Source organism: Aestuariibius violaceus, assembly GCF_040779325.2.
Taxonomy (GTDB): Bacteria; Pseudomonadota; Alphaproteobacteria; order Rhodobacterales; family Rhodobacteraceae; genus Aestuariibius; species Aestuariibius violaceus.
On the sequence record NZ_JBFONT020000002.1, the window covers coordinates 524559 to 548221 of the forward strand.

Below are 23663 nucleotides of genomic sequence, written 5' to 3' on the forward strand. Positions count from 1 at the left end.
GGTCGGGCTCTAGCGCATCAAAAGCCGCGCTTCGTGCTTCTTCAGCTCAACCCGCGCCGGCCGGTACCCTTCCAGCCCATCCCGTTCCTTCAGTTCCGGGAAGATATCGTAGATTTCCTGCCGCTGCGCGCTTCCCAGCCCCTTCAGAGACCGATCCCCCGGCTGGAAGCTCTCGGTCCAGGTGCCGTCCGACAGGACCACCTCGTGCCGGTCGCACATGAAATGCACATACGTAACCCCTTGCACCCCCGACTTCTCGATCCCCCGGCTACCGATCAGGTGCTTCGCCGCCACAAGCACTTCCTTCTCGTCGAAATAGAGCTCCGTCCGGTCGTTCGAGACCAGGATGCGATGGTTCGGGCTGACGAGCATGTCCCGCTCGGGCAGGTCGTTGCCAAGCGACCCTTTGGCGATCAGGATCGGCTCCAGCCGCCCCTGCGCCTCGGGCCGCTTCCGCGTGGTGTCGGACTGACCGATCCAGCGGATCTCCTGCAGGCCATTGTCGCGGGTGATGATCTTGTCGCCCACCCGCAACTCCTCGACCAGCCGTTCACCGCGCGCCGTCGCGATCCGCGTGCCGGGCGTGAAGCAGGGCGTCACCGCTTCGATCTCGGCGAATGTCATGGTGGAGCCGTCGCGGAACGTGACGATCCCGTCCTCCCGATCCTCCGAGGTGTAGGTGATGGACCGAACGCCCGTGCCCCGCAGATCCAGCCGGTCGATATCGCCGCCAGCGCCGTCCGGAAACAGATCGCTCGTCGTCCCGTCGGACCGGCCGTCAACTCCCGCACCGCCGGTCCGTTTGTCCTCACCAGCCACGACAGGATCGTAATAGACGTTGGTGATGTTGATTGCCGACGCCTCACCGCCCGCCGCTTCATGCACGATCTCGATTTGCGACACCGGGCCCGGGATGTTCACCAGCATCGAATACGCGCCCGGCGTCTCTGCCGCCCGCCTTTCAGAGGTCACCGCCTCGTCCCCACCGTCATTGCGCAGCATCACCTTGCGGCCGGCCGTCAGCTCGATCTCGGCCGGACGGCCGGTCGACTGGTAAGCCATGACGCGCACCGACGATTCCAGATCCACATCGTTGATCCGGAAAGCGACATTCGTCACATCGTCCGAAAACTCCAGCCCGTAGGCAACGCTCTCATCGACCCCATCCGCATCGCCGCCCATCCCGGCAATCCGCCCGTTGTGCCCGGACATGATCGTAAACGTCACGGACACCGTCCCGGTATTCTGGGTAAAGCCCGTGACCGCATCCCCCTCGCAGACCCGCCCGTCGGGATTGGCCTGATCGGGCGCCTCGGCCCAGTGGAACGCCTCCCGGTCGTCGTCCCCGCCAAGCGCCTGATCGCCAAAGAGCAGGTCAGCACCGTCGCCGCCATCGGCAAGATCCCGATCCGGATCGCCCGGCCAGACAATACCGGCGGCCTCGGCCCCTGCCGGCCCGCTGGCAACGCCGTGGGACGACCCCCGGAAGACGAGATCATCCACCGCACCAGATCCGGCGAGTGTTACCTCCATCCGCACGGCACCGTCGGCGCCGAACTCCACCAATTCCTGTCCGCCCATCCCTGTCACCGGAACCGGCACTCTTTCGATCAGGGCGCCGCCGGCACCATAAAGCCGGATCGCACCGCCGGTGTCCTCGATGTCGAGGAACCGCAAGGACTGCACGTCCGACGGGTGCTCGAACTCAAAGACCAGCGTGCCGCCTCCGGCATTGCCGTCCGGATCGCTCTGATCGCCACCGTCCGACAGGATCAGGACGTTGCCCCGATCATCCGCTCCGAGATCCCCGTCGCGGCCGATTGGGAACGCGGTATCGAAAATCATTGGCGGCCTGCCATCCGTTCCGGACGAGATCCTGACACCATCGCCCTGATACTGCATGCCGACGATGTCGCCGGCGGCCAAATCATCAAATGTAATCACTATATCTTTCATCTGCCCCTCCAGTCTCACGGCGGGCCGGCAAAATCGCCGCCGCCCTCACGCTTAAAATCAAGCGCGGAGTGCCTTCGACTGGTGTCTTGATCCATCGAGCGGATCGATGCTCTGGCTTCACTCGTCACTGCCAACCCGACCCCCTCAGATCGCAACACCAATAAAGGCGCCAACCGCGCCACACACGTTGCTCCGGCAAAGATCAGATCCGTCGGGAGGCGCATGTCCTGTCCCAGCAACAGACCACGCGCGATGCCACGTCCAGAACCCGCGGACGATAATTCCCGCAAGGCCCCGCCCAGACGGTCCACCCGGCGTGATAGGCCGGGACCGCAGCAAAGCCTCTTGGTTCTACGGAGTGACGCGGGGGCAAACCAAGCAAAAAGTGACAAAACTTAGACAAAATTGCAGCGACCTGCCCCCGATTTGCCATTTTCCGGCAGAAAAGGAGCGGCAGGCCTGCAAGTTATTGTTTCCATATCAGGAACTAATTCCAGCGTGCGATTGATAAAAACGGAGATTCTGCCCCGCCATATAGCAATGAGATCCCCCAATGTTCCCAATTCAGGGACAGTTTTCCATTATGAATAATCTTCAACCAATACATACTCGCCAAAAAGGTGTGACCTCACGGCCAGTTCGAAATCAACGATAGTACGCACCCAACCCCTCCATAGGCTCCAAATCGGAAACACTCTCCGCTGCATCCGAATCGGAAGACGTCCGACAGACCCCACTCCGCGCGATCGGATCGGCAAGCCGCAAGACGGCCGGCGGCGCATCAAGACACGCGTCCCCAAGGGGAAACCGGGCTCTCCGCAACCTGTGAGTAACCTTAACGCCCGCCGCTTCCGAAAACCCCGTCTTCATCTGGCCGAAAATACTCCCGTCGGAGACGCATCTCGCAACCAGCGCTCCCGCCCGGTGCGACCGCACCGCACTTGCAGCCCCGCCCCGGCCCGCTTACCTTTGCAAAAAAGCAGGAGGACCGGCCCCACATGCCGATGCAGGCCCGCGACATCGAAGACCTCATCCGCGCCGAATTCCCGGACGCCCAAATCACCATCAGCGACCTTGCCGGCGACGGGAACCACTACGCCGCCGAAGTGATCGACGAAAGCTTCCGGGGCATGAACCGGGTCCAGCAACAACGCGCCGTCTATGCCGCCCTGAAGGGTAAGATGGATGGCAGCCACGGGGAACTCCACGCGCTGGCCCTGACGACCAAGGTGCCCCAATGATCCTCTGGGTCGCGCTCAGCATCGCGGCGCTCATCACCGCCATAGCGCTCATCCAGCGGCAGGCCCGCGCGGGCACCTTCCAGCCCCTCGCCTCCCGCCAGCCCGTGATCGAGATGGAGGCACGCCCGCTTGGCTCCGAGGCGACTGATCTCGACACGCTCGCCGCCGCAACCCGCCGAAACGCCGCGCTCGACGGACTCAACGCCGCCCCGCGCGTCTTCGGCGGCGCCAAATCCCACTTTGACGCAACCCATATCCCGGCAGAGGCGGACGACGCCGACTACGCGCGCCGCTACCACCTCCGCTGGAACCCAAAGGACCGAAAAGGAACCCCCCGCCCATGACGACCGAAACCAAGGACCGCATCCAGGACACCGTCGATCAGAACCCCGTCGTACTCTTCATGAAGGGCACGAAAGAGATGCCCCAATGCGGCTTCTCCTCCCGCGTGGCGGGCGTGCTGAACTTCATGGGCGTCGACTTCAAGGACGTGAACGTGCTCGCCGACGAGGCGCTGCGCCAGGGCATCAAGGATTTCTCCGACTGGCCGACGATTCCCCAGCTCTATGTCAGCGGCGAATTCGTCGGCGGCTGCGACATCATCACCGAGATGACCCTGTCGGGAGAACTCGACGACCTCTTCGACCAGAAGGGCGTCACCTACGACAAGACCAAAGCCGACCAGATCCGCGCTGCCAACGGATAACGTCAACCCTCGGGTTGCTCGCGCCACATCTCCAAAACCGACCGCCCGGCGGCAACGCCGGGCATCGCCCGACCTTCCCCCGGAGGGCGATTTCACAACGTTTCAAGCAACATAACGCGGAAATGTGTGGCGAAGACGCGCGCAGCAGCCTCGTCGCAACGCCCTCCAGGTCGGGCGATACCCTCAGCACATTAGGACCACCGTCCCGGACTTGATCTGGCACCTCTTCCTCATCGCCAGCGCCTGACGTCTCCTCGAAACCGTAGCGTGGGGTTTACTCCGCCGGCCGCGCCTCGACCTGCGCCGCCAAAGCCTCCGCCTTCTCGGCCAGCCCCTTCAGCGCGTCCACCGACAGCCCCGGAAACTGCCCCGTCGCCGACGGCGCCACGGGTGCCCCCGATCGTATCTTCTCTTCCATCGAGGCGGTCTTGTCGGCCAGCATCAGCCCCGCCATCAGCAGCATCCGGCTCTCCGGCATCCGCCCGATCTGGTTCGACAGCGCCTGCGCCTCCTCATCCAGCATCCGCGCGGCATTCATCAGGAAATCTTCTTCCCCGTCCTGGCACGACACCTCGAAGGGCCGCCCGCCAATCTCGATCTTCACCACCGGCATCAGCTCGCCTCCTTGATGAGGGGCTCCAGCGCGCCCAGCACGGCCTCGATCTCGAGCCTGTCTGCCGAGCGGGCCGCCTTCAGCGCTTCCAGCTCGGCGGTCATCCCGCTTTCGATCAGCTTGGCGTCGCCCAGCCCTTCGGCATTGGCCGCCCGCAGCTTCGCATTCACGTCCCGCAGCGCGTCATTCGTGGCGCGCAACCCCTGCAGATCTCCGTCGATCCGCGCCATATCCTCGGCCTGCCGCGCCAGCGCCGCCTCAAGATCCGCCACCTGCGCCTCCAGCGCGGCAACCCTTTGCCCCCGCGCCTCGAACCCTGCCGAGATCCGATCCAGCGCCGCGCTCAGCCGCGCCTCCAACTCCGTCACATCTGTCATCGAAGATCTCACAGCTCCTGCTCAACCGCGATTCGCTCGCGTGTTCCGCCCAAATCTAGGCCGATTACGACCCCTCCGGCAAATCGGGTGCTGTTGCGCTCCGCGCCGCCCCTGCTATTCAGCCCCGAAGCCTCGCCACGAAAGGACCGCGCCTTGGATATCGACGCCCTCCGCTCCCGCCACCCCGATCACTGGATGCGCGCCGCCGCCATCCGCGCGCTGACGCTCGATGCCGTTGCCGCCGCCAATTCCGGCCATTCCGGGATGCCCATGGGCATGGCCGATATCGCCACCGTGCTCTTCGAGAAGCACCTCAAGTTCGATCCCAAGGCGCCCCACTGGCCGGACCGCGACCGCTTCATCCTGTCGAACGGCCACGGCTCCATGCTGCTCTACAGCCTCCTCTACCTCACGGGGTACGAGGATATGACGCTTCAGCAGATCAAGGATTTCCGCCAATGGGGCGCGGTCACCGCCGGCCACCCCGAACATGGCCACGTCGCGGGGATCGAAACCACCACCGGCCCCCTCGGCCAGGGCATCGCCAACGCCACCGGCTTCGCCATCGCGGAAGAGGCCCTGCGCGCCCGCTTCGGCAAGAAGGTCGTCGATCACCATACCTATGTCTTCGCGGGCGACGGCTGCCTGATGGAAGGCGTCAGCCACGAGGCCGTGGCACTTGCCGGCATGCAGAAGCTCGGCAAGCTCATCGTCTTCTTCGACAACAACGACATCACGATCGACGGCCAGGTCTCGCTCGCCGACATCACCGACCAGACGGCGCGCTTCGCCGCCTGCGGCTGGCAGGTGCAAGAGATCGACGGCCACGATCCCGAGGCGATCCATACCGCCATCGTCGCTGCCAAGGCCGACCCGCGCCCGTCCATGATCAACTGCAAGACCCATATCGGCCTCGGTTCCTCCGCCCAGGACACGGCCAAGGCCCACGGCGCGCTCACCGATCCCAAGCTGATCTCGGACGCCAAATCCGTCTACGGCTGGACGACCGGCCCGTTCGAGGTGCCCGGTGACGTCAAGCACTGGTGGGAAAGCCTTGGCCAACGCGGCGCCGAAGCGCGCGCCGATTGGCAATCCCGCCTCGACGCCCTGTCCGACGGCAAGCGCAAGCAGTTCGACGCCGCCATCGCGGGCGAGGCGCCGCGCAAGCTCTCCGCCACGATCAAGGCGCTGAAGAAACAGGTCACCGAAACCGCCCCGAAACAGGCGACCCGCAAGGCGTCCGAGAACGTCCTTGAGGTGGTGAACCCGATCTTCCCCGAAACCATCGGCGGCTCGGCCGACCTGACCGGCTCGAACAACACCAAGACCGGCGATCTGGGCATCTTCTCGCCCGACAACCGCACGGGCCGCTACATTCATTACGGCATCCGCGAACATGGCATGGCCGCCGCGATGAACGGCATCTCCCTCCATGGCGGGCTCAAGCCCTATGGCGGCACGTTCCTCGTCTTCACCGACTACGCCCGCCCGTCTATCCGCCTTTCGGCGCTGATGAAGCAGCCCGTGATCTACGTGATGACCCATGACAGCATCGGCCTCGGCGAAGACGGCCCGACCCACCAGCCGGTCGAACACGTCTCGTCGCTGCGCGCCATCCCGAACCTCCAGGTCATCCGCCCCGCCGACGGCGTGGAGACCGCCGAGGCGTGGGAGATCGCGCTGACAACCCCCGACAGGCCCACCGTGCTCGCCCTCACCCGGCAGGGCATCCCCACGGTCCGGACCGACCACAAGACCAAGAACCTCACCGCCCAGGGCGCCTATGTCCTGGCCGAGGCCGAGGGCAAGCGCCAGGCGATCCTGATGGCCACCGGGTCCGAGGTGCATGTGGCCCTCGCCGCCCGCGACCTCCTCCAGGCCGACGGCATCGGCACCCGCGTCGTCTCCATGCCCTCCTTCGAGCTCTTCGCCGACCAGGACGAGAAATACCGCCGCCGCGTCCTCCCCGCCGGCTCCGCCGTCCGCGTCGGCATCGAGGCCGGCATCCGCCACGGCTGGGACCGCTGGCTCTGCGGCGAACGCGGGAAAGAGGCCAAGGCGGGCTTCATCGGCATGGACAGCTTCGGCGCCTCCGCCCCCGCCGAAACCCTCTTCGAGAAGTTCGGCATCACGGCAGAGGCCGCGGCCCAGAAGGTCAGGGATTTGCTGTAGACCTTCTAAATCATCCTGGCGGGCCTCTCCTCCCGGTCCGGCAGAAAAGGTCCATGCCCTGTTCCCTACCGGACCGTCGACGTCATGCTCTATCGCGTCCTCGGATTGACCGCAGATCCCGCGCAAACAGACGGACAGGCGCGTCTGGAGCCGAAGTTATTTGCGCGACAACACTACTTTTGGTAGTCATCAAGAATTACGATTCATTTTTTGATTTATGGAGTTTGCGTTTCATGAGTGATCTATTGCGTCGCGGGTCAAGGGGATCCGACGTCGAGGAACTGCAGCAGGTCCTGAATTTTCACCTGAATGAAGAGCCGCTCATCGTCGACGGCATCTTTGGCCCGTTGACCGAGGGGCGGGTGAGAATCTTCCAACGTCTCGCCGGGATAAAGGACGACGGGATAGTTGGCCCGAATACCCGCAAGCACCTTTGCCAGGTCGCAGATGTCTGGTGCAGGATCGACGTGTTTTCGCTCGCTCCGGTCGAAGAAAAAAGCCCTCCGACGCTTTGCCCATTCATCCTGCCGATCTTGCCGGTCGTAGATCCCTGTCTCGCGCAGCTTCTTGGCCTCTGCGACATCGCGATCCCGAACCCGGCAATATGTCCCCCTCTGCGCGAAGGGCCGCCAAAAGTCATCGAACCTGTGCCTACAACACTGAAGCCGGTCGAGAAGGATCCCAAATACACACTCGGCGCGTCGGTTGGCGGCACGATCGACCTTCTCAAGGCTGGCAAAGGGCCGTCCTCGACGTGGATAGACATTCAACTGAAGGTTCCTTGGCCGGTGTACAAGAACCTCTCCTCGACATTCATAGTAAGCCCCCACCACGACTTCGCCGACCAAAGCTTCGGCGTCATGTTCAGCGGTAAGACAGCGTTGAAATACGACGTGCTCAAACTCGGAGACATCGCAAAGGTCTCGGCTGCCGCATCGGCCACGGCAGGCTTCGACCTCAATATCGACGCGGCTGACACCGCCTTCGGCAAGTTGCTTTTCAGCCCCACCCTGACGATCGGAAAAGGAAAGTCCGCATTTCCTTACCTAACACTCGGCCTAGGGGCTGGCGGAAAATTCGAACACGATCTCAGTTCAGGTAAAACCAAATCAAAAGGTGTGCTCGAGGGGACGGTGGGTGTTGGTTGGACACTGCCGAATTGGTAGTGACACCGTCTGATCTACCTCTTGTCTCGCTCCATCCCTCAACGGCCCAAACCTTTTGCGAGCTACTGCTTACAAAGTCGCGCCGATTATGCCCGGCTTCAGTCCGACTGTTCCTGATATAAAAGAGGCCCCCTCCCACCCAGAAGGGAGCCTCCATGGAGAGAGGCTTAAAAGGCGCACTCACTAACTCACACAAACCACGCACTCGTCACGTCACACCAATACGATTCACGTCATCGAAATATCGCCGTCCTCCCCCGTAATCTCCTGATCGGGCCAGATACCGCCCGAAAGGCCGTTTCCCTTCCTTCTAATCCGCAAACAGTTTCCGGATATCCCGCGTCAGCGCCCCCCTGACATCGCTCATCTCCCCGCGCGAGACATGGTTGTCGAGCGTGTCCAGCACCGCCCCGATCGCGTAATCCGCGTCCTCCATCGGATCGTTCTCGAAATAGGCCTGCACCCGGGCGATGAAGCCGTGGCGGCTCCGCTCCTTGATCGGCGTCTTGGCCGGGTGCCAGCCCTCGAAGAAAACGCCCCGGATGAAGATCGGCATCTGCGCCGACAGATGCGCCGCCTCGTCATGGCTCAGCTCGTCGCGCAACACCTGCAACACGGCGCGCAGCAGACGATAGGCGCGCTGCTTGTTCTCCCAGCCGACCCGTTCATTGACCTCGTTGATCCAGATATTGGCGGCCTGAACGGACTCGTCGATGATCTTCAGCCCCAGGGCGCTCATCTCCCCCTCCCAACCTGCTGCGCAATAAAGTTACTTAAGCAGCCGATTTACGCCCCCGCATTGACCAATGTCATTTACGGATAAGAATGTCTGAATTTGTTGACAGTCCACCTCACGCCGCGGCCCATGGCCCGGGTGCGATGCGCCCGGACGGCCGTTTCGGCAGCCTTGCCCGGCGCCCCCGACCCATAGGCGGTGGCTTATGGGTCTTCAGCGATCCATAAGCCGCCGCTTATAGATCCCAGGATCGCACGAACCCGCATCCACAATATCTGGTTTGCCATGGCGCCCTTCCCCTCAAGATCCGCGATTTCCGTGTCCGACAGAAAGCCGACGAAATGCCGACCGGATGCCGACATGCAAAAACGACGTCGCCGCGTCGTTAATTCGATTGCTGCGCAGCTCCCATGAAAGTACCCGATCCCTGAAGAACACGCCGTGAGAGGCCATCATGATCCAGGTTCTCGGCTCCAGCTGGGCGCTTCTCCTCGGCATGTTCATGCTGATGGTCGGCAACGGTATCCAAGGCACCCTCCTGGGCGTCCGCGGCGATATCGAGGGGTTTTCGACCTTCGAGATGTCGCTGGTGATGTCCGCCTACTTCGTTGGTTTCCTTGGCGGATCCTGGTTCACGCCGCAGATGATCCGCAATGTCGGCCATGTCCGCGTCTTCGCCGCGCTCGCCTCGCTGATCTCGGCCGTGATGATCCTCTACCCCGCGCTCACCTACTGGCCGCTCTGGGTGCTTGGCCGGGTGATCATCGGCTTCTGCTTCTCGGGCGTCTACGTCACCGCCGAAAGCTGGCTCAACAACGCCGCCGACAATTCCAACCGGGGCAAGGCATTGTCGGTCTACATGATCGTCCAGATGGCCGGCGTCGTGCTTGCCCAATACCTGTTTTTCGGTTTCGACGCATCGGGTTACGCGCTGTTCATCCTGGCCTCCGTGCTCGTCTCGGTCTCCTTCGCGCCGATCCTTCTGTCGATCTCCCCCACCCCCGCCTTCGGCACCGCCAAGCGGATGAGCCTCACCGAACTCATCGGCGTCTCGCCGCTCGGCTGCATGGGCATGTTCCTCCTGGGCGGCGTCTTCGCCGCGCAGTTCGGCATGGCCGCCGTCTTCGGGACCACGGCGGGGCTGACCGTCGCGCAGATCTCGTTCTTCGTCTCGGCCTTCTATATCGGCGCCCTCGTCGCCCAATGGCCCATCGGCTGGCTGTCCGACCGGATCGACCGGCGCAAGCTGATCCTCGGAATGGCCAGTGCCGGCGGGGCCGCCGCCCTGCTCGGCGCCGTTTTCTGGCAGAGCTACCCCGTCCTCGTCATCGCCGCCCTCGTGGTCGGCGGCGCTTCGAACCCGCTCTACGCGCTCCTCATCGCCTATACGAACGACTTCCTGGAGCATGAGAACATGGCCGCCGCCTCGGGCGGGCTCGTCTTCATCAACGGGGTCGGCGCCATCGCGGGCCCGCTTCTGATCGGCTGGCTGATGGCCCAGACCGGACCGGCGGGCTTCTTTGCCTTCCTGACCGTGCTGCTGGTCTTCCTGTCGGCCTATGCAGGCTGGCGGATGCTGCGCCGTCCGGCAGGCACTCCGGTAGAAGACACAACGCCCTATGCGCCGGTTCTCGCCACCGCCACCCCGGTGGCTGTTGAGGTTGCTCAGGAAGTCTATATCGAAGCCGAACTGGCCGAGGAGGCGGGCCAAAATGACGCAGCCACTGCTGCGACGTGACGCAGCGTCCTATTTTCCTTGTCAGGTCCTGGCGGGCCTGTAACAGTTTGAAGACAAAAGACGAGCAGTAAGGCACGAGGCTTGCAGATGATCCGCCCCGAGGACGTTCTGGGCTACTGGCTCGACGAGGTTGGCGAAGACGGCTGGTACGAGGCCGACGAGGGCCGCGATACTGAGATCCGCGAACGCTTTGGCACGGCCGTGGAAGAGGCGCAGGAAGGCGCCTACGGCCTCTGGCTCACCTACCCGTCCGGCACGCTTGCCTATCTCGTCCTGACCGATCAGTTCTCGCGCAACATCTACCGGGGCGACAAACGCTCCTTCGCGATGGACCGGCCCGCCGTTGCGGCGGCCAAGGCCGCCATCGACAAGCGGTGGGATCTGACCATTAACGAACCGGCAAGACAGTTCTTCTATCTGCCCCTCATGCACGCGGAAAATCTCTGCGATCAGGACCGTGCCGTGCGCCTGATCCTGACGCGGATGCCGGAGACCGGCAATTCCAACCTCCTCCACGCAAAAGCACATCGGGAGGTGATCCGCCGCTTCGGCCGCTTCCCCCACCGCAACGCGGATCTGGGGCGGAAGACGACGGCGGTGGAACAGGCCTTCCTCGACGAAGGCGGCTATGGCGCGGTCGTGCGCGCGCTCAAGGAACCGGCGGCGGCCTGACCGGTTTCCTACCCATGTGGATAAGTTGCAGCGGCCTTGCGCCGCAGAACGGGTGACATCCGCGCCACCCTGTGCCACCTATCGTTCAACGTTAAACATTCGTTAACCAAGGAGCGCCCCATGGCCGACAGCTACGACCTCATCGTGATCGGCGCCGGACCGGGCGGCTATGTTGCCGCCATCCGCGCCAGCCAGCTGGGCCTCAAGACCGCGATCATCGAACGCGAACATATGGGCGGCATCTGCCTCAACTGGGGCTGCATCCCGACCAAGGCCATGCTGCGCTCGTCCGAGGTCTTCCACCTGATGCACCGCGCCAAGGAATTCGGGCTCAAGGCCGACGGCATCGGCTACGACCTCGACGCGGTCATCAAACGCTCCCGCGCGGTGGCCAAGCAGCTGAACCAGGGCGTCGGTCACCTGATGAAGAAGAACAAGGTGACCGTCGTGATGGGCGAGGCGACAATCCCCGCCAAGGGCAAGGTTTCCGTCAAGACCGACAAGGGAACGGAAGAGCTTTCCGCCAAGAACATCATCGTCGCCACCGGCGCCCGCGCCCGTGAACTGCCGGGGCTCGAGGCTGATGGCGACCGCGTCTGGACCTACAAGCACGCCCTCCAGCCGCCGCATATGCCGAAGAATCTGCTCGTCATCGGCTCCGGCGCGATCGGCATCGAATTCGCGAGCTTCTACAACACGTTGGGCGCCGAAACGACGGTCGTCGAAGTGATGGACCGCATCCTGCCCGTCGAGGATGAAGAGATCAGCGGCTTTGCCAAGAAGCAGTTCGAAAAGCAGGGCATGACCATCCTGCAGAAGGCCATGGTCAAGAAACTCGACCGCGCGAAAACCAAGGTGACGGCCCATATCGAGGCGGGCGGCAAGGCCGAGAAGCACGACTTCGACACGGTCATCTCCGCCGTCGGCATCGTCGGCAATACCGAGGGGCTGGGCCTTGAGGATCTTGGCGTGAAGGTCGAGAAATCCCACGTCGTGACCGACGAATACTGCCGCACCGGGGTGGAGGGGCTCTATGCCATCGGCGACATCGCCGGCGCCCCCTGGCTCGCCCACAAGGCCAGCCACGAAGGCGTCATGGTCGCCGAACTGATCGCCGGGAAGAACAACGTCCACCCGGTCAAACCCGAGGCCATCGCGGGCTGCACCTATTGCCACCCCCAGGTCGCCTCTGTCGGCTACAGCGAGGCGAAGGCGAAGGAACTCGGCTACGACATCAAGGTCGGCCACTTCCCCTTCATCGGCAACGGCAAGGCCATCGCCCTGGGCGAGCCCGAGGGTATGGTAAAGACGGTCTTCGACGCCAAGACAGGCGAACTCCTGGGCGCCCACATGATCGGCGCCGAGGTGACCGAACTGATCCAGGGCTACGTCGTCGGCCGCCAGCTCGAGACGACCGAGCAGGACCTGATGGAGACGGTCTTCCCCCACCCCACCCTGTCAGAGATGATGCACGAAAGCGTCCTCGACGCCTACGACCGGGTCATCCACTACTGACGATCACTCCACCCGCAGGGGCACGCTCGTCAGCTCGGTGTTCCCCTGCGCCAGAAAATAGCGGATCTCGTAGTTACCAGGAGCCTCCGGCACTTCTACCTCCAGCGGAGAGCCCTCCCGCGTATAGGCATAGGTCTGCCAGCGGTCAGATCCCTCGGCATCCGCGGGTCCGATGGCAATGAAATCATCGGGATAGCCGGGTCCGTCCCATTCGATTCTGACCATTTCCCCCGCCGGTGCGGCGGTCGGCGCGGTAATGACCGCCGACGCTCCTGCGACGGCGATCTGGTTTTCCGCAAGGATGGTGTCGTCCTGCCCCATGAAATACCGGATCACGTACTCCCCCGGCATCGTGGGCACTTCCAGCCGCAGCGGATTCCCCTCGCGCACGAAAGTATAGTTCAACCACTGCTCCGATCCCTCCGCATCGACCTTGCCGATCCCGACAAAGTCATCCTTGTTGGCCGGTCCGGACCAGCCCACGGGGATCGTCTCGCCGACAACTGCAACACTCGGCGCTTCAAGCGACGCAGCGGCCGGTGTCAGCATGATCGGCACGGAGACAAGCGAATAGGTCTCTTGATTCATGAAGTACTGGATAACGTAGTCGCCAGGCTCGGTTGGCAGAACCAGGTCGAGCGGCGACCCCTCGCGGACATAGGTGAAGTTGTCCCACTGTTCGGCCTCTTCGCTTCCGACCTGTCCGATGCCGATGAAGTCGCTGGGATAGGCCGGGCCCGTCCAGGTGACGCGGATCGTGTCTCCCGCAACCGCGGCCTCGGGCGCATCGACCGTCGCTTCCGCTGCAAGAACCCGCAAGGCGTGCGATGCGATCGCGCTCTCCCCCTCGCCGCGGAAGTAGCGGATCACGTAATCGCCCGGCTCGGGCGGAACCAAAAGCGACACCGGGTTGCCTGTCGTCGTATAGGCGTAGTTGGTCCATTGCGCGCTGCCTGCGGCATCCGCGCGCCCGATGCCGATAAAGTCCAGGTCCTCGTCCGGTCCTGTCCACGTCACGTCAACCTGCGATCCCGCGACCACCTCGACGGGCCCGGCAATCGATGCCTCACCGGTGCGGGACGGGAAGATGATCTCGACCTCACGCGCCCTGTCGCTGACCGAGAAATCAGCGCTCAAGGTGACTTCGCCGTCCTCCGCCGTGGCAACGTAGCTGCCTGCGGAAAGCTCCAGCGAAAACGGATTGCCACTCCCCTCCTCCAGAACATCCTCAGGCCCGGCGATCGTCCAGCGGATGTCGTCACCGAAAGGCGTTTCCTCGGCACCGGCCAAAAGCGCCCGAAACGTCACTTCGAAGCCGGCCGCAACCTCCGGCGCCGCCTCGGTCACTCGGCCCAGGGCGGCGGTCAACTCGTCAGCATTCTCGGCCGCCGCAAAGATGCCGCCGGTATTCTCCGCAATGCATTGCATCTGCGCGAGCGCATCAGGATCGTCTCCGACCCCGAACCCCACCACATGGGCAGTGAAGTCCACGCCCTGCTCATTCAACGCAAGCGCCGCATTGCAAGGATCGGCATTACAGGTCTCGACACCGTCGGAGACGAGGATCACCGTGGCAGGCCGGTCCTCGTATCCCAGTGTCTCTGCCGCAGCTGTAACCGCGTCTATCATGGGCGTCCTGCCGCGGGGATTGATCGCCGCGACCGCCGCGTTGATCTGGTCGCGGGTATTCTGGGACGGCTCAACGATCGTTTCGATATCGCTGCAATCCCCTGATCGCCGGTGACCGTAAACCGTCAGCCCGAGGTCTCTGTCCGACGGGATTTCCGAGAGAATGCTTCCAACCACATCGCGTGCGATGACGATCTTGTTCACGCCATCGATCTGGCCCCACATTGATCGCGACCCATCCAGAACAAGAATCGTCGCCTCTTGCGCCTGCGACGGCGCCGCAAGCCCAAGCAACACTGCGCAAGCAAGACTGGTCTTTCGAACCGTCTTCGTCACCCAATCCCTCCACTCGAGCCTAATGACAACATGTCGAGCCTAGCTGAGTGTGCGCATTTCGTAGGCATGCTCAACCCTCCGCCTACTCACAAGACTGATACAAAAGTGACTTTAGGAGTCACCTCTCAACCCAAGCAAGAACTATTCCAGCCACAACAGACCGCAAATTGTCCCAGCTCCAAGAACACCGCGACGATCTGGCCTGCGGGCACGGGAACCGCAGTCACCAAACGTTTCAGCTCGCCCTCCGGAACGACGGCTTTCGTGACTTGAACCGGCCCCGCTCTGCGCTTTTCCGCCTGTTTGAAAATAAGTTATCATATGTCAACGCAAAGCCCCTTTTAACCAGCCCATCACCGCCCACATCGACGGAACGGCGGTACTCGTCCGTATCATTACGAGGCGTGCACACCCGAAAGACGGAACGCCGCTAAAAACTAGGAGGCATGCAAATGCACAGAATGATTTCGCTCACGGCCCTAGGTTTCGTTATGACCTCGCCCGCGCTGGCTGGGGGACTTATCGAGCCTGCACCGGAACCCATCGTACAGCCGCCGGTGGTCGTGGCGCCGCCCGCCCCGACGTTCAGCTTCGCTGGACCTTATGTCGGTGTCGGCATCGGGACAGGAACGTTCACGGCCGAAGGCAACAATGATTTCGATGATGAAGCCGAGAACTTCTTCAACGCGATCGATGACGATGACAGCGCCGCGTATTACCAGCTTCACGCCGGTTACAATTTCGTGCGCAACAACTTCGTCTTCGGTCCCGAAGTGGCCCTCTTCAACGGTGAAAGCGAGCTGTCGGACGACGTGACAGTCGGCAACGCCAGCGAAGCCACCGATGCTGAGGTGGATCTTGGAGCCCGTCTGATGGGCCGCGCTGGCTACCAGTTCGGCCGCGTCATGCCGTATCTCACTGCGGGTCTCACCTATCTCGAGATCGAAGCCGATGGCGACGATCTGAGCGATACCGGCTTTGCAGTCGGTGTTGGTGCAGACGTGCTCGTGACAGAGCAGTTCATGATCGGTGTCGAATACATCCAGAACGACTTCGACGAGTTCGACGACACCGACGCCGACGTTGATTACGAGACGATCGCGCTGCGCGGATCCTTCCGCTTCTGATCCGATCGCCAGACCACGGAAAGGCCGCTCCATCCGGGGCGGCCTTTTTCTTTACGCGGGGCGTTGACGCCGCCGCGGCCTGCGGGCAGGGCGGGGTCATGGCAGCCGAACGCACATCCTGGGCAGTGGTCGTCCTGATCTGGCTCGCGGGCCTCGGTGCAGCCGCCCAATACGCCAAGATCAGTGTCGTCTTCGACCGCCTGCCGGAGCTCTACCCCGAAGCGGGAGAGGCCCTTGGCTTCGCCGTGTCTCTCGTCGGGGTGACCGGTATCGTCCTCGGTGTGGTCGCGGGACTTCTGGTGGCCCGGATCGGCTACCGGAGATCGCTTTTTGGGGCGCTGCTCCTCGGCGGCACCATCTCCCTTTATCAGGCCACGACGCCTGCCTTCCCGCTCTTCCTGACGTCCCGGGTGATCGAGGGCATCTCCCATCTGGCCCTCGTCGTCGCGGCCCCCACGCTGATCGCCCAGGTCACGAAACCCCGCGACGCGGGCCTTGCCCTTACCCTCTGGGGCACGTTCTTCGGCGTCGCCTTCGCGCTCTTGACCTTCCTCGGTCTGCCGTTCGCCGCCCGCTGGGGCGTTCCGGCGCTCTTCCTCGCCCACGGCGCCTACCTGATCGGCTTCGCCGCGATCCTGTCCATCTGGCTTCCCCGCGACGAATGGCGCGCGGCGCAGCCAATCCGGCTGACCGATCTGCTCTCCCGCCACGGCATCATCTACCGCTCGCCTCGCATAAGTGCCCCCGCCATCGGCTGGCTCTTCTACACCTTCTGCTTCGTCAGCCTGCTGACCCTGCTGCCCCCTTATCTGACCCCCGAAAACCGTCTCTGGGTCATGACAGCGATCCCGCTGATCTCGATCCTGTCCTCCATGACCCTGGGCGTGTTCCTCCTGAAGTGGCTCCACCCGGTTCGCGTTATCGAGATCGGCTTTGTCACCTCAGCCGCAACGGCCCTCGCACTCCTCGCCCTTCCCGGCAATCCGGCGCTCTGCCTCGCCCTCGCCGCCGGGATGGGTCTTGTCCAGGGGGCAAGCTTTGCCGCCGTCCCGCGCCTGAACCCCGATGACGACGACCGCGCCGCATCCAACGGTGCCATCGCCCAGACGGGCAACATCGGCAACACTCTCGGTACCCCTGTCCTCCTCGGCATCATCGGCTTCGCCGGTCATGCCGGTTTCATGCTGACACTCGCTGTCGCCCTCTCCTTGGGCGCCTTGTCCCATTGGGCTCTCGCAACGCGCAGACGTCGCGGCAGCGCATGAAAGTTCTCTTAACGTTCTCATTTTTCCGTTGGAGACTCACCCAGCATCGCCTATCTGGGCTGATAACAGTTAACGGGGACCGTTGATGGCCGAGCTGAAGAAGATCGAAGTCCGCGGCGCGCGCGAGCACAATCTCAAGAATATCGACGTCGATATCCCCCGGGACGAACTCGTGGTGATCACCGGGTTGTCCGGCTCGGGCAAGTCGTCGCTGGCCTTCGACACGATCTATGCCGAAGGCCAGCGCCGCTATGTCGAAAGCCTCTCGGCCTATGCGCGGCAGTTCCTCGATATGATGGAAAAGCCGGATGTCGATCACATCTCGGGCCTCTCCCCCGCGATCTCCATCGAGCAGAAGACGACGTCCAAAAACCCCCGCTCCACCGTCGGCACGGTGACGGAGATCTACGACTACATGCGCCTGCTCTTCGCTCGCGTCGGCACACCCTACAGCCCCGCGACAGGCCTGCCCATCGAGGCACAGCAGGTGCAGGACATGGTCGACCGGACCATGGCGATGGAGGAAGGCACCCGCGGCTACCTCCTCGCCCCCATCATCCGCGACCGGAAAGGCGAGTACCGCAAGGAGTTTCTGGAGCTGCGCAAGCAAGGCTTCCAGCGGGTCAAGGTGGACGGCGAATTCTACGAACTGGACGAGCCCCCCACGCTCGACAAGAAGTTCCGCCACGACATCGACGTGGTGGTCGACCGGATCGTGATCCGCGACGGGCTGGAGACCCGGCTTGCGGACAGCTTCCGCACCGCGCTCGATCTGGCCGACGGCATCGCGATCCTCGAAACCGCGCCCGCCGAAGGCGAGCCCGAGCGCATTACCTTCTCCGAAAACTTCGCCTGCCCGGAAGGCGGTTTCACGATCCCCGAGATCGAACCGCGCCTCTTTTCCTTCAACGCGCCCTTCGGCGCCTGCCCCTCCTGCGACGGCCTTGGCGTAGAGCTCTTCTTCGACGAACGTCTGGTCGTGCCCGATCAGGCGCTCAAGATCGCCGACGGCGCCCTCGCCCCATGGCGAAAAGGCAAGAGCCCGTACTTCCTGCAAACGATCGAGGCACTCGCCAAGCACTACAAGTTCCGCAAGGACGCCAAGTGGAAGGACCTGCCAGAGAAGATCCAGCAGGTCTTCCTCTACGGCTCGGGCGACGAGGAAATCCAGTTCCGCTACGACGAAGGCGGCCGCGTCTATCAGGTCAAGCGCACCTTCGAAGGGGTGATCCCCAACATGGAACGCCGCTATCGCGAGACCGACTCAAGCTGGGTCCGCGAGGAATTCGAGCGCTACCAGAACAACCGCCCCTGCGGCACTTGCCACGGCTACCGCCTCCGGCCAGAGGCGTTGGCGGTCAAGATCGGTTCCGCCAAGGACGGGCAAGGGAATGGTCTTCTCCATGTCGGTCAGGTCGTCGAAATGTCGATCAGAGAGGCCGCCGCCTGGTGCGAGACCGTGCCGGACAGCTTGACCGCCCAGAAAAATGAGATCGCGCGGGCCATCCTGAAAGAGATCCGCGAACGGCTCGGCTTCCTGAACAATGTCGGCCTCGAATACCTCACCCTCTCCCGCAACGCAGGCACCCTATCGGGCGGCGAAAGCCAGCGGATTCGCCTCGCCTCCCAGATCGGCTCGGGGCTGACGGGCGTCCTCTACGTCCTCGACGAACCTTCCATTGGCCTCCATCAGCGGGACAACGATCGCTTGCTGACAACGCTCAAGAACCTGCGCGATCAGGGCAACACCGTGATCGTCGTCGAACACGACGAGGAAGCGATCCGCGAGGCTGACTACGTCTTCGACATCGGCCCCGGCGCCGGCGTCCATGGGGGCGAGGTCGTGGCCCACGGCACCCCGTCCGAGATCATCGGCAACGCCAAGTCGATCACCGGCGACTACCTTGCCGGGCGGCGCGAGATCGCCGTGCCCCTCGACCGCCGCAAGGGCAACAAGGGCAACAAGAAGAAGGTCACGGTCAAGAAGGCCTCCGGGAACAACCTCCAGAACATCGACGTCGACTTTCCCTTGGGCAAATTCGTCTGCGTGACGGGCGTGTCAGGGGGCGGCAAGTCGACCTTGACGATCGAGACGCTCTTCAAGACGGCCTCGATGCAACTCAACGGCGCGCGCCAGACCCCGGCCCCCTGCGAGACGATCAAGGGCCTCGAACATCTCGACAAGGTCATCGACATCGACCAGCGTCCCATTGGCCGCACCCCCCGCTCGAACCCCGCCACCTATACCGGCGCTTTCACCCCCATCCGCGATTGGTTCGCGGGCCTGCCTGAGTCCAAGGCGCGCGGCTACAAGCCCGGCCGCTTCAGCTTCAACGTCAAGGGCGGCCGGTGCGAGGCCTGCCAGGGCGACGGCGTCATCAAGATCGAGATGCACTTCCTGCCGGACGTCTACGTCACCTGCGAAACCTGCCATGGCGCGCGCTACAACCGCGAAACGCTCGAGATCAAGTTCAAGGGCAAATCCATCGCCGACGTGCTGGATATGACGGTGGAGGACGCACAGGAGTTCTTCAAGGCGGTCCCCAGCATCCGCGAGAAGATGGATGCTCTCGTCCGTGTCGGTCTCGGCTACATCAAGGTTGGCCAGCAGGCGACCACACTTTCGGGCGGCGAGGCGCAGCGCGTGAAGCTGTCAAAGGAACTCGCCAAGCGGTCCACCGGCCGAACGCTCTACATCCTCGACGAGCCCACGACGGGGCTCCATTTCGAAGACGTCCGCAAGCTGCTGGAAGTGCTGCACGAGCTGGTCGATCAGGGAAACACCGTCGTCGTGATCGAACACAATCTCGACGTCGTGAAGACCGCCGACTGGATCATCGATATCGGCCCCGAGGGCGGCGATGGCGGCGGCACGGTCGTCGCAACCGGAACGCCGGAAGACGTTGCCCTCGTCGCAGAGAGCCACACGGGCCACTACCTCAAACCGATGCTGAGTGCGCGGAAGGTCGCTGCGGAATAATCCGCAGCCCCGTAATCAGTCCAGCGCCACTCCGATCAGCACCAACGCCACCAAACCGGCTACGGCATAGGCCCAACCGGGCGCGGTGATCGTCAGATCCGATTTCAGCCACGTCGCAACGCTGTTCTTGTCGGTGGTATTTTCGGTCGGTTCTTGCATGTCGCGTTCCTTTCCCAAGCGTTTCTGTCAGAAAGCTGGGGTTTGATCCGCTGCTTGCAAGATGCGCGCCGGATCTATCGCATCCGCTGGCCTCTGATTGGCGATTGACCGCTGATTTGACGCAATCCGATACCGTTCAGGATCGGCCCTTCGCCGAGAATCGCGGCAACATTGCACTGAAATCCCTACCCTTCCCGCCCTCGTCCTCAACAAACTGCGCGTAAAGCTCCATCGCCCGCTGACCCATCGGCGTGTCCGCGTCCACCGCCTCCGCCGCCATCTGGCTGAGGCGCAGGTCCTTCAGCATCAGTTCCGCCGCGAAACCGGGCTTGTAATCGTTGTCCGCCGGGCTCTGCGGTCCGATCCCCGGCGCCGGGCAATAGGCGTTGAGGCTCCAGGAATAGCCCGACGAGGTTGAGACCACATCGAACATCGCCTGCCGGTCGAGGCCCAGCTTGTCGGCCAGCCCAAAGGCCTCGCAGGTCGCGATCATCGTCGCACCCAGGATCATGTTGTTGCAGATCTTCGCCGCCTGCCCGTTCCCCGACGCGCCGCAATAGACAGCCTTCTGCCCCATCACGTCGAAAAGCGGCGCCGCCGCGGCGTAGGCGGCCTCGGTGCCGCCGACCATGAAGGTCAGCGTCCCCGCCTGCGCCCCGCCGATCCCGCCCGAGACCGGCGCATCGAGCGAAAGCAGACCCCGCGCCCCGGCCCCGTCCGCCACGGTCCGCGCGCTGTCCACGTCGACTGTCGAGCAGTCCAGATGGGTCGCCCCCTCGACCATCGCCGGATGGATATCGTCGGCAACCGCCCGCAGGATCTTCCCGTCCGGCAGCATGGTGATGACGATCGCGGCATCCTTGGCGGCGTCCGCCGCGCTGTCTGCCAGAGGTATGTCCTCAGGCCGCGCGACCGTGTCGTAGCCCATCACGTCGTGCCCCGCGGCGATCAGGTTGCGCGCCATCGGCGCCCCCATGTTCCCCAACCCGATAAACCCGATCCTCATACCCTCTCCCCCTCCAAATCCAGCGGCGCCTCAAGCGGGGCAAGAAACGCCTCGACCTCCCCCTCAGGAACATCATGCAGATCGTGCCGCCACCTAGGGTTCCGATCCTTATCGATAATCAACGCCCGGATGCCTTCCAGGAAATCCCCGTGCTCAGACGCACGCGAGGTCGCCCGGTATTCCATCGCAAGCGCCTCTTCGATCTGCGTCCCCTTCCCATGCGACCCGATCAGACGCGCCGCGACCGCCATCGCCAGCGGAGAGTTCCGCCGCATCGCCTTCAGCGTCTCACCCGCCGCCTCCGACCCATCCGCCTCCAGCCGCGCGACGTAATCGTGCAAGTGATCCCCAGTGAAGATCCGGTCGATCCAATCCCGATCAACCGCAATGTTCCGATCCTCAGGCTCGATTGCCGCCTCCAGGATCGGCGCCACCCGCCCCGTTCGGACAAGCTCTTCTTTCATGGCAGCCCACGTCCCCCCCGGCAGGTAATGATCCGCAAACCCCGCCTCGATCGCATCGCCCGCGGCCATCCGCGCCGCAGTCAGCGCCAGGTAGAACCCGAGCCGCCCTGGCGCCTGCGCGAGCAACAGCGACCCCCCCACATCCGGCACCAGCCCGATCCCAGTCTCCGGCATCGCGATCCGGCTGCTTTCGCCCACGATCCGGTGCGACCCGTGACAGCCCAGCCCGACCCCGCCGCCCATCGTGAACCCCTGCAGGAAGCTGACGACCGGCTTCGGATACCGCGCAATCTTCGCGTTCATCCGGTATTCGTCCGTCCAGAACCGTGCCCCGTAATCGAACTCTCCCCGCCGCCCGGCCGCATAGATCTCTGCCAGATCGCCCCCGGCACAGAAGGCACGCTCCCCCTCCGCATCGAGAATGACGACCGCCACGTCGTCATCCAAACGCCAGCGATCGAACGCCTTCTCGATCTCCCCGCACATCGCCCAACTCAGCGCGTTCAGCGCGTCCGGGCGGTTCAGTGTGATGCGCCCCGCCTGCCCGTCCTTCCGGATGATGACGTCGCTCATTGCGTCAGAAGACTGCGGACGGTGATCAAGCGCATGATCTCGTTCGTTCCTTCCAGGATCTGGTGAACCCGCAGATCCCGCACGATCTTTTCGATCCCGTAATCGGCAAGATAGCCATACCCGCCATGCAGCTGCAGGCACTGGTCCGCCACGCGCGAGCCGACCTCCGTCACCAGCTTCTTGGCCATCGCACAGAATTTCGTCGCATCAGGTGCGCCGTGATCCAGCTTCCACGCCGCCTGCCGCAGGAACGTCCGGGCCGCCTGCAACTCGATCTCCATATCGGCAAGGCGGAACTGAAGCCCCTGAAATTCCTGCAGCTTCTGGCCGAAGGCCTGCCGCTCGCCCATATAGGCGACCGTCTGATCCAGCGCCGATTGCGCCGCCCCTAGTGAACAGGCCGCAATGTTCAATCGCCCCCCATCCAGGCCCATCATCGCGTACTTGAAACCCGCACCCTCCTCCCCCAACAGGTTAGACGCGGGCACCTTGCACCCGTCGAACTGAACCTGCCGCGTCGGTTGCGACCGCCAGCCCATCTTGTCTTCGAGCCCGCCGAAAGACAGCCCCTCTGCCCGGTCCTCGACCACGATGGCCGAGATCCCGCGCGGGCCCGCCTCTCCTGTCCGGGCCATAACGATATAAGCATCCGAATACCCACCGCCCGAGATGAAGGCCTTCGTCCCGGTCAGTTCAAACCCTTCGTTGGTCCGCTCCGCGCGCGTCTTCAAGGCGGCCGCGTCTGATCCCGATCCCGGTTCGGTCAGACAGTAGGACAGGATCGTCTCCATCTTCAGCGCGCCCGGCAGAAGCCTTTCCTTCAGATCTTCAGACCCGAACATATCGACCATCTTAGCGCACATGTTATGGATCGAGAGGAAGGAGGCGACGGACGGACACGCGGCCGACAGCGCCTCGAAAACCAACGTCGCTTCGAGCCGCGACAGCCCCGCGCCGCCTGCCTCTTCGCCGACGTAGAGCCCCGCGAAGCCAAGCTCTGCCAACTCGGGCCACAGCTCCCGCGGGATCGTCCCGTCCTGCTCCCACTGGCGCGCATGTGGCGCGATCTTATCCGTCCCGAACGCATGGGCCATCTCAAGAATGGCCGATTGCTCTTCCGTCAGCCCGAAATCCACGATAACGCCTCCCCAAGAACTGAACGCTTGTTTAATTTATTTCCCGGCAGGGTGTCGAGGGCAAGGCTTGCGCTCTTTCCGACAGGCTCTAGGAGT

Annotated in this window: 20 protein-coding genes; 11 read left to right on the forward strand and 9 right to left on the reverse strand. The window is 63.4% G+C overall.

Features of this window, described 5'->3' with window-relative positions; genetic code table 11:
- Window positions 1-9: 9 nt before the first annotated feature.
- Window positions 10-1956: a Hint domain-containing protein gene (locus AADZ90_RS09840; RefSeq protein ID WP_367309817.1), complete on the reverse strand. Its 1947-nt coding sequence runs from the start codon at window positions 1954-1956 to the stop codon at window positions 10-12.
- A 998-nt stretch (window positions 1957-2954) separates the two neighbouring features.
- Here AADZ90_RS09840 and AADZ90_RS09845 point away from each other — a divergent pair.
- Genes AADZ90_RS09845 through grxD form a run of 3 tightly spaced genes read left to right on the forward strand, consistent with a single transcriptional unit; the run spans window position 2955 to window position 3903 of the window.
- Window positions 2955-3197: a BolA/IbaG family iron-sulfur metabolism protein gene (locus AADZ90_RS09845; protein ID WP_367309818.1), complete on the forward strand. Its 243-nt coding sequence runs from the start codon at window positions 2955-2957 to the stop codon at window positions 3195-3197.
- Window positions 3194-3541, forward strand: a complete 348-nt coding sequence (locus AADZ90_RS09850) for a hypothetical protein (protein ID WP_367309819.1) — start codon at window positions 3194-3196, stop codon at window positions 3539-3541. Before AADZ90_RS09845 ends, AADZ90_RS09850 begins: the two co-directional genes overlap by 4 nt.
- A complete protein-coding gene (grxD, locus tag AADZ90_RS09855) occupies window positions 3538-3903 on the forward strand; it encodes a Grx4 family monothiol glutaredoxin (protein WP_367309820.1) in 366 nt (121 codons plus the stop codon). Before AADZ90_RS09850 ends, grxD begins: the two co-directional genes overlap by 4 nt.
- Window positions 3904-4177: 274 nt before the next feature.
- Here grxD and AADZ90_RS09860 read toward each other — a convergent pair whose 3' ends face one another.
- Window positions 4178-4516 (reverse strand): cell division protein ZapA, encoded by a 339-nt coding sequence (locus AADZ90_RS09860; protein ID WP_367309821.1) that lies wholly within the window; start codon window positions 4514-4516, stop codon window positions 4178-4180.
- A complete protein-coding gene (locus AADZ90_RS09865; protein ID WP_367309822.1) occupies window positions 4516-4893 on the reverse strand; it encodes a hypothetical protein in 378 nt (125 codons plus the stop codon). The genes AADZ90_RS09860 and AADZ90_RS09865 overlap by 1 nt, the downstream gene beginning before the upstream one ends.
- Before the next feature lie 153 nt (window positions 4894-5046).
- Between AADZ90_RS09865 and tkt the strand changes: the two genes are divergently transcribed.
- Together tkt and AADZ90_RS09875 are read left to right on the forward strand one after the other, a co-directional pair.
- Window positions 5047-7065 carry a transketolase gene (gene tkt / locus AADZ90_RS09870; RefSeq protein WP_367309823.1) on the forward strand — a complete coding sequence of 673 codons (2019 nt, stop codon included), beginning with the start codon at window positions 5047-5049 and terminating at the stop codon, window positions 7063-7065.
- Window positions 7066-7298: 233 nt separating this feature from the next.
- Entirely contained in the window at window positions 7299-8231 is a 933-nt protein-coding gene (locus AADZ90_RS09875; RefSeq protein WP_367309824.1) for a peptidoglycan-binding domain-containing protein, read from the forward strand.
- A 310-nt stretch (window positions 8232-8541) separates the two neighbouring features.
- Here AADZ90_RS09875 and AADZ90_RS09880 read toward each other — a convergent pair whose 3' ends face one another.
- Entirely contained in the window at window positions 8542-8970 is a 429-nt protein-coding gene (locus tag AADZ90_RS09880) for a DUF2267 domain-containing protein (protein WP_367309825.1), read from the reverse strand.
- A 451-nt stretch (window positions 8971-9421) separates the two neighbouring features.
- Between AADZ90_RS09880 and AADZ90_RS09885 the strand changes: the two genes are divergently transcribed.
- From AADZ90_RS09885 to lpdA, 3 genes are all read left to right on the forward strand, one after another.
- Complete coding sequence (locus tag AADZ90_RS09885; RefSeq protein ID WP_367309826.1) at window positions 9422-10705, forward strand: MFS transporter; 1284 nt, start codon at window positions 9422-9424, stop codon at window positions 10703-10705.
- Window positions 10706-10792: 87 nt separating this feature from the next.
- Complete coding sequence (locus tag AADZ90_RS09890; protein WP_367309827.1) at window positions 10793-11377, forward strand: DUF924 family protein; 585 nt, start codon at window positions 10793-10795, stop codon at window positions 11375-11377.
- 120 nt (window positions 11378-11497) lie between these two features.
- Window positions 11498-12892: a dihydrolipoyl dehydrogenase gene (gene lpdA / locus AADZ90_RS09895; protein WP_367309828.1), complete on the forward strand. Its 1395-nt coding sequence runs from the start codon at window positions 11498-11500 to the stop codon at window positions 12890-12892.
- A 3-nt stretch (window positions 12893-12895) separates the two neighbouring features.
- On the opposite strand, the gene AADZ90_RS09900 is transcribed toward lpdA, so the two are convergent.
- Window positions 12896-14857, reverse strand: a complete 1962-nt coding sequence (locus AADZ90_RS09900) for a vWA domain-containing protein (RefSeq protein ID WP_367309829.1) — start codon at window positions 14855-14857, stop codon at window positions 12896-12898.
- A 452-nt stretch (window positions 14858-15309) separates the two neighbouring features.
- Between AADZ90_RS09900 and AADZ90_RS09905 the strand changes: the two genes are divergently transcribed.
- From AADZ90_RS09905 to uvrA, 3 genes are all read left to right on the forward strand, one after another.
- A complete protein-coding gene (locus tag AADZ90_RS09905) occupies window positions 15310-15984 on the forward strand; it encodes an outer membrane protein (RefSeq protein ID WP_367309830.1) in 675 nt (224 codons plus the stop codon).
- A gap of 98 nt (window positions 15985-16082) precedes the next feature.
- The gene (locus tag AADZ90_RS09910; protein ID WP_367309831.1) at window positions 16083-17249 is read left to right on the forward strand and encodes an MFS transporter; all 1167 of its coding nucleotides are present in this window, start codon (window positions 16083-16085) and stop codon (window positions 17247-17249) included.
- An 85-nt stretch (window positions 17250-17334) separates the two neighbouring features.
- Window positions 17335-20229: an excinuclease ABC subunit UvrA gene (gene uvrA, locus AADZ90_RS09915; protein WP_367309832.1), complete on the forward strand. Its 2895-nt coding sequence runs from the start codon at window positions 17335-17337 to the stop codon at window positions 20227-20229.
- A gap of 15 nt (window positions 20230-20244) precedes the next feature.
- Here uvrA and AADZ90_RS09920 read toward each other — a convergent pair whose 3' ends face one another.
- From AADZ90_RS09920 to AADZ90_RS09935, 4 genes are all read right to left on the reverse strand, one after another.
- Window positions 20245-20388: a hypothetical protein gene (locus AADZ90_RS09920; RefSeq protein WP_367309833.1), complete on the reverse strand. Its 144-nt coding sequence runs from the start codon at window positions 20386-20388 to the stop codon at window positions 20245-20247.
- 136 nt (window positions 20389-20524) lie between these two features.
- Window positions 20525-21394 carry a 3-hydroxyisobutyrate dehydrogenase gene (gene mmsB / locus AADZ90_RS09925; protein ID WP_367309834.1) on the reverse strand — a complete coding sequence of 290 codons (870 nt, stop codon included), beginning with the start codon at window positions 21392-21394 and terminating at the stop codon, window positions 20525-20527.
- Window positions 21391-22431 (reverse strand): enoyl-CoA hydratase/isomerase family protein, encoded by a 1041-nt coding sequence (locus AADZ90_RS09930; protein ID WP_367309835.1) that lies wholly within the window; start codon window positions 22429-22431, stop codon window positions 21391-21393. Before AADZ90_RS09930 ends, mmsB begins: the two co-directional genes overlap by 4 nt.
- A complete protein-coding gene (locus tag AADZ90_RS09935) occupies window positions 22428-23567 on the reverse strand; it encodes an acyl-CoA dehydrogenase family protein (RefSeq protein WP_367309836.1) in 1140 nt (379 codons plus the stop codon). Before AADZ90_RS09935 ends, AADZ90_RS09930 begins: the two co-directional genes overlap by 4 nt.
- Window positions 23568-23663: the final 96 nt, after the last annotated feature.